General features: G+C 62.7%; 7 protein-coding genes and 1 rRNA gene. 3 read left to right on the top strand and 5 right to left on the bottom strand.

What is annotated here, in order from left to right; genetic code table 11:
* The 3 genes from AC4DF4_RS17585 to AC4DF4_RS17575 all read right to left on the bottom strand — a co-directional run.
* On the bottom strand, positions 1-217 hold a 217-nt coding region (locus tag AC4DF4_RS17585; protein WP_490049409.1), incomplete at its 3' end, for a 2Fe-2S iron-sulfur cluster-binding protein.
* A gap of 260 nt (positions 218-477) precedes the next feature.
* The gene (locus tag AC4DF4_RS17580; RefSeq protein ID WP_490049408.1) at positions 478-1,452 is read right to left on the bottom strand and encodes a proline racemase family protein; all 975 of its coding nucleotides are present in this window, start codon (positions 1,450-1,452) and stop codon (positions 478-480) included.
* 24 nt (positions 1,453-1,476) lie between these two features.
* The gene (locus tag AC4DF4_RS17575) at positions 1,477-2,724 is read right to left on the bottom strand and encodes an NAD(P)/FAD-dependent oxidoreductase (protein WP_490049407.1); all 1,248 of its coding nucleotides are present in this window, start codon (positions 2,722-2,724) and stop codon (positions 1,477-1,479) included.
* Between the two features lie 139 nt (positions 2,725-2,863).
* Here AC4DF4_RS17575 and AC4DF4_RS17570 point away from each other — a divergent pair, with 139 nt between their 5' ends.
* From AC4DF4_RS17570 to AC4DF4_RS17560, 3 genes are all read left to right on the top strand, one after another.
* Positions 2,864-3,097, top strand: a complete 234-nt coding sequence (locus tag AC4DF4_RS17570; RefSeq protein ID WP_490049410.1) for a hypothetical protein — start codon at positions 2,864-2,866, stop codon at positions 3,095-3,097.
* Entirely contained in the window at positions 3,022-4,248 is a 1,227-nt protein-coding gene (locus tag AC4DF4_RS17565; protein ID WP_490049406.1) for an arylsulfatase, read from the top strand. The genes AC4DF4_RS17570 and AC4DF4_RS17565 overlap by 76 nt, the downstream gene beginning before the upstream one ends.
* A 192-nt stretch (positions 4,249-4,440) precedes the next feature.
* Entirely contained in the window at positions 4,441-5,241 is an 801-nt protein-coding gene (locus tag AC4DF4_RS17560) for a hypothetical protein (protein ID WP_490049405.1), read from the top strand.
* Between the two features lie 164 nt (positions 5,242-5,405).
* On the opposite strand, the gene AC4DF4_RS17555 is transcribed toward AC4DF4_RS17560, so the two are convergent.
* Positions 5,406-5,630, bottom strand: a complete 225-nt coding sequence (locus AC4DF4_RS17555; RefSeq protein ID WP_490049404.1) for a hypothetical protein — start codon at positions 5,628-5,630, stop codon at positions 5,406-5,408.
* Positions 5,631-5,721: 91 nt separating this feature from the next.
* Positions 5,722-5,829: ribosomal RNA gene (gene rrf, locus AC4DF4_RS17550) — 5S ribosomal RNA — on the bottom strand; the annotation flags it as partial.

Here is a 5,829-nt window from a genome sequence, read left to right as displayed (position 1 = left end):
TCCCGTTGATGGTCAGCGAGCAGGAACCGCAGATTCCCTCGCGGCAATCGTGGTCGAAATGGATCGGCTCCTGGCCCTTGGTGATGAGCCGCTCGTTGACGATGTCGAGCATTTCGAGGAACGAGGCCTCGGTCGGAATCTCCTTCGCGTCGTAGGTTTCGATCTTACCTTGGGCCTTCGGCCCGGACTGCCGCCATACTTTGAGTGTGAGATTCATGGGGAATTCGATGCGATTTTGAGAGTCATGCGGGGCCGGATGCGCCGTGCCTCACGCCGCCCCGAGAATAAATGGGATTGCGTGACGGGCTAGGAGAAAAAACAAGATTTGTGGGCGATGCCAACGATTTCCAGCGCACGATTTGACGACGGGGCGCGGGGAACTTCATTTCAGACTTGATCCACCGATGGACGATAGGACGTGAGCCGCCGGGGGTGGTTCCTCATCCAAAAACTCACCGCAAAAATCGAGCCATCCAACTACTCCCGCGGCTCCGACTGGCTCCCGGCGGGAATGCCATCCCGGAACGGGTCGTCGGAATTGAAGAAATAGGTGGACTCACCATTGACCCAGGCGCGGCCGGAAACCCGGGGAATCACGCTGCCGTCGGGAAGTTCGTCCACCTGGCAGTGGAAGACGGTGTCGAGAATGCCCGCCTGGCGCCAGGTCTGGCCGGGCTTGAGTTTTCCCGCGGCGTGAAGGCAGGCGAGTTTGGCGCTGGTGCCGGTGCCGCAGGGCGAGCGGTCGTAGGCTTTTCCGGGACAAAGCACGAAGTTACGGCTGTCGGCGAGGGCGGGATCTCCCGGCGGACCGAAGACCTCGATATGGTCGATTTCCATGCCGTCGGTGCCGATGATGTTTTGTTTGGCGAGCGCTTCCCTAACGGACCAGGCGAAAGCGGTGAGAGCCTCGATGTTTCGAAACTCCACGGCGGGCCCCTGTTGGTCGATGAGGAAGAACCAGTTGCCGCCCCAGGCGATGTCACCCGTGACGCGGCCCCAGCCGGGGACTTCGACGGGCACGTCGGCCGCCACGCGGTGGCAGGGCACGTTGGCCACTTCCATCGAGCCGTCTTCGCGCAGGGTGGCGACGACCACGCCCACCGGAGTGTCGATGCGGTGGGTTCCGGGGCCGATCCTGCCGAGGTGCGCCAGCGTCACGGTTAGCCCGATGGTGCCGTGGATGCACATGCCGAGGGTGGAGACGTTGTTGAAGAAGATCACGCCGCAAACGCAATCCGGTTCATGGGCTTCGCAAAGCAGCGCGCCGACCATCGCGTCGTGGCCGCGCGGTTCGTTGCAGATGGCGCGACGGAGCCAGTCGTGCTGACCGCGGAGGATTTTCGCCCGCTCCGCGAGCGGACCGTTTCCCAGATCCGGCGCGCCGGAAACGACGACCCGGGTGGGCTCGCCCCCGGTGTGCGATTCGATGATGTGGATGGATTCTCGGCTCATGTTAAAATTTCGTTAGTTCGGGAATCAGAACCGGCCGGGGGCCAGCGCTTCGATCGGGCGGAACGGCGTGTCACCCGCAAGAAGATCCGCCGCAAGGCGGCCGCTGACCGGTGCGAGGCTCAGGCCCATCATCGCGTGGCCGCAGTTGACGACGAGGTTTTCCAAGCCCTTCACCACCCCGGTGTAGGGAATGCCATCCGGCGAGACCGGCCTCAGACCGACCCAGGGTTTCACGCCGTCGAAGTCGCTTTCCGCGAACTTCGGGAAATACGCGTGCACCGAGCGGACGATGCCCTGCACGCGCATGGCGTTGACGTCGAGATTGAGACCGCCTACCTCCATGGTGCCGCCGAAGCGCAGGCTAGAACCTAACGGCGTGATCGCCAGCTTGGCCTCCGCGAAGATCGAGCAAAGCCGCGGCAGTTCCGGCGGCGCGCCCAGCGTGAGCGAGTAGCCCTTGCCGGCTTGCAGCGGGAGCTTCAAGCCCACGGACTTGAGCAGCCCGCCGCTCCATGAGCCGCTGGCGACGACGAACTTGTCGCCCTCGAATCGCCTGCCGCCACCCGAGACGGCGCTCACGCGACCGTTCGAGGTTTCGATGCGGTCGATGGCCACTCCGCTTTCGATCGACGCGCCGAGTTCGAGCACGCGTCGGCGCATCGAGTTGAGAAAGCGCGCGGGATCGAGATGGCAGTCCTGGGTGAAATGAATGGCGCCGGCGATGTCCATCGTCACGCCGGGATCGATCCTAGCGGCGGCCGCGGCGTCGAGAACATCGGCGCGCAGCCCGATTTCACGGGCGCTCTCGGCGACCTCGATCTCTTCGGCGAGGCCCTTCGCGGTGTTGCAAAGCATCAGCAGCCCGCGCTCGACCAGGCCGAAGTCCTCGTCGCGCGCCAGTTCGAGGAAAAGCCGGCGGCTTTCCAGGTTCAAGTCGCGCAACAACTCGCGCGAGGCGGCCACGTGCCGCGGAGTTGAATTCCGGTAGAAGAGCCAGCCCCAGCGCGCCAGTTCGGGATCGAGACGCGGCCTGACGAAGAACGGGCTCCGCGGATTGAACATCCAGCGCAGCCCCTTGGCCATCATGCCGGGCGCGGCCAGCGGGGTGAAGTGGCTGGGCACAATCATGCCCGCGTTTCCCGTCGAGCAATTGTCGCCGCCCTCGGGCTCGCGCTCGACGACGGTCACCGCGAACCCGCGCTTCAACGCGTAATAGGCCGAACACAGCCCGATCACTCCGCCACCGACGACCACCACGCGAGCTGTTTTCATGTCCGGGGCAGGGATGACATGTCTTCAGCCGAAATCCAGCACTCTCCCGAAAAACAACAGGATTTCCGGATCATTCGGCGCGCGCGGCAGACCCGCTGATTCCCTTCGACTAACCTTCGTCTCTCGTCACCATACCCAAATGCACGCCATCCGCCACCTCGCGCTCGCAGTCATCGCCGCCTCGACCTTATGCGCCGCGGCACATCCTAACATCATCTTCATCCTCGGCGAGGACCTGGCCCAGGGCGACGTTGGCGCTTATGGCCAGAAAATCATCCACCCCCCCGGCTCGACCGGATGGCCGGGGAAGGCACCCGTTTCACCCAAGCCTACTGTGGCACCAACGTTTGCGCCCCGAGCCGCGCCTCCCTGATGACAGGACTCCATTCCGGCCACTGCCCGGTCCGCGGCAACTGGGAGATCACGGCCGAAGGCCAGAAACCCCTTCCCGTCGAAACCGTCACCGTGGCGGAAGTCCTCAAGTCCACCGGCGTCACCGGCAAGTGGGGCATGGGGTTCTTCGACACCACCGGCAGCCCGCTCAAGCAGGGGTTCGACCGCTTCTACTGCTACAATTGCCAGCGCCACGCCCACTCCTACTTCCCCACCTACCTCTGGGATGACGACCGTCGCATCGAACTGCCCGGCAACGCCGGCGGACCACAATCCAGCGGCAAGAAAACCTATTCCCAGAACCTCATCCAAAAGGAAACGCTCGACTTCATCCGCGCTAACAAAGCAAAGCCATTCTTCCTCTTCTACGCCGTCACCCTGCCCCATGGTGACCATGAAATCGACGACCTCGGCGTCTATGCCGACAAGCCATGGAGCATGGAGGAAAAATCCTACGCCGCCCAAGTCACCCGTCTCGACTCCGATGTCGGCGGAGTGATCGACCTGCTCAAGGAGCTCGGCATCGACAACAACACCCTCATCATCATCGCCGGTGACAACGGCTCTTCCTTTTCCCCGGAATCCGGTATCGGCAAGCGTTTCAATCAGGCGTCCAACGGGCTTCGCGGATACAAGCGCGGACTTTATCAAGGCGCGCTCCGCCAAGCCTGCATCGCCCGCTGGCCCGGCAAGGTTCCCGCCGGCCGCGTTTCGGACGAACCGTGGGCGTTCTGGGATTTCCTTCCCACCGCCGCCGAACTCGCCGGAGCCACCCTCCCTCCCGAATGCAAGACCGACGGCCTCTCGCTCGTCTCCCATCTCAAAGGCGGTCCCGCCCCGCAACGCGACGCGTTCTACTGGGAACTTCACGAAGGAAAACCCATCCAAGCCGTCCGCTTCGGCGATTGGAAGGCCGTGAAAAACGGCCCGCAGGCGCCGATCGAACTCTACGATCTATCCAAAGACCCCGGCGAAGCCACCAACGTCGAGGAAAACCACACCGGCCTGGTAGTAAAAGCTGCGGCACTCATCCAACAAAACCACGGCGATTCACCCGACTGGCCGCTCACCGGTCCGTCGCCCCAGCGCCTGGCCGACCGCCAGGACAAGGCCAGGAAAAAGCCGCGCTGAAACTCATCCGCGATGCCGGACACTTCGCGAATGCCGTGCCCGTGCAAAATCCGCCGCGGGAGGCGCAGATGGCGGGAAGGATTGAATTGACGCGGCGCATCCCTTGGATTTTAACGGAACCGCAAATCGAACCACTAACAACACAAAAAAACCATAATCATCTGGAGCGGGCTTGGAATTCTGATACCTTTGGTGGCGATTGCCGGAATGGTCCTCGGATCGATCATTTCAGGGGCGCTGGGGCAACCCGGCGTGGGCCCCGGACTCGGACTCGGGCTGGCGGCGCTCGCTAACTGGGGACTTTGGAAGATGATCTATCCAAAGCAACCCAGGGTCCTGGTCGATCCCGCGACCGGCCAGCAGGTTCTGCTGAATCCGAAGCACGGGCTCTTTTTCATCCCGGCGAAAGCATGGACATGGATCCTGGCGCTGCTGGCCGTGCCGCTGATGCTGATTGGAGTGACGGCAGAACGCGCAGCCGCCAAGGAGGCCGCGAAACCGGGCTTCAAGGAGTACACCGCCGCGAACGACCTGATCGATTCGAAACGCAAGGGACAATGCCACGGCAACACCGATGCGGCGAAGCAGGCGGCCACCGGATTTGCCAGCAGCATGAAGACCATGACGAAAATCCTCTTCGACGGCGGCAGCAAAAAGAACCTGATGACGGGCGGTGATTTCCTCACCTACTGTCATGACGGGCCGGAGACCATCGTGATTCTCTTCCACGTTCCCTCTCTGCGCAGCTATAAGACGGCGGAAACAAAGAAGGCTCTCGCCGACATCGCCTGGAGCGCCGCCCGGCGGGCCGGTGAGGCGCTTGATCCGGAACACAAGAAAACCCTGCTCGTGGGGCTGCGGGGGCTCGCTTCCTATGGCAGCATCCAACAGGGAAAAGCCTCCAGCGAGGCCGCCAGCAGCTCACTCGACACTTCCGACAAATCGGTTTTCTTCCCCGCCTTCACCCCCGCCGCGCCGGCTTCCGAGCCTTGACGCGCCGCCAGGTTCAGCGATGGGAGAGACATGGACAGTTGCATGGGGTGAGCCGAGCAAGGACAACACTCTCCGGTCATCCTCTTCCCGGCCGTTCCCAGGTTCGGTTATTAACGATCAATGGGCTGGGACGAGCGTTTCCCAACCAACTTGCTCCAGAATCCTCAGGCGCGGCGGCGACGCAGCAGCATGAGCAGGCCGAGACCGCCGAGCAGGGCGGCGCGGGGCTCGGGAACGACGGTGTGGGTGAGGTAAATCCGGGTGTTGTCGCCACCGATCGATCCGCTGGTGAAGGTCAGGGTGTTGTTGTAGGCGACCGACGAGTTGTAGCGGAATGTGCCGGAGTTGATGAGCGCCGAGGCGAGGGTGAAGCCCGTATCAAATGTCAATCAGCCAGCCCGCTGAGATTTTAACAATGGCGGAAAGAAAAATTTGGCCCAAAAAAAGAGCCCGGCTCCAATTGCTTGGAGCCGGGCATATACCTGGCGACGACCTACTCTCACAAGACCTATCGTCTCACTACCATCGGCGCTGCGGCGTTTCACTTCCGGGTTCGGAATGGGACCGGGTGGTTCCACCGCGCTCTGG

This window comes from Luteolibacter sp. (assembly GCF_058122085.1).
Note: the sequence above shows the minus strand (reverse complement) of the source record. Positions and strands in the feature narration are given on the sequence as shown.

What these genes read in the sequence shown, in the direction of transcription:
- AC4DF4_RS17580 (WP_490049408.1), bottom strand. Translation starts at nt 1,452, where the DNA reads ATGAGCCGAGAATCCATCCACATCATCGAATCGCACACCGGGGGCGAG.
- AC4DF4_RS17575 (WP_490049407.1), bottom strand. Translation starts at nt 2,724, where the DNA reads ATGAAAACAGCTCGCGTGGTGGTCGTCGGTGGCGGAGTGATCGGGCTG.
- AC4DF4_RS17570 (WP_490049410.1), top strand. Translation starts at nt 2,864, where the DNA reads ATGCACGCCATCCGCCACCTCGCGCTCGCAGTCATCGCCGCCTCGACC.
- AC4DF4_RS17565 (WP_490049406.1), top strand. Translation starts at nt 3,022, where the DNA reads ATGGCCGGGGAAGGCACCCGTTTCACCCAAGCCTACTGTGGCACCAAC.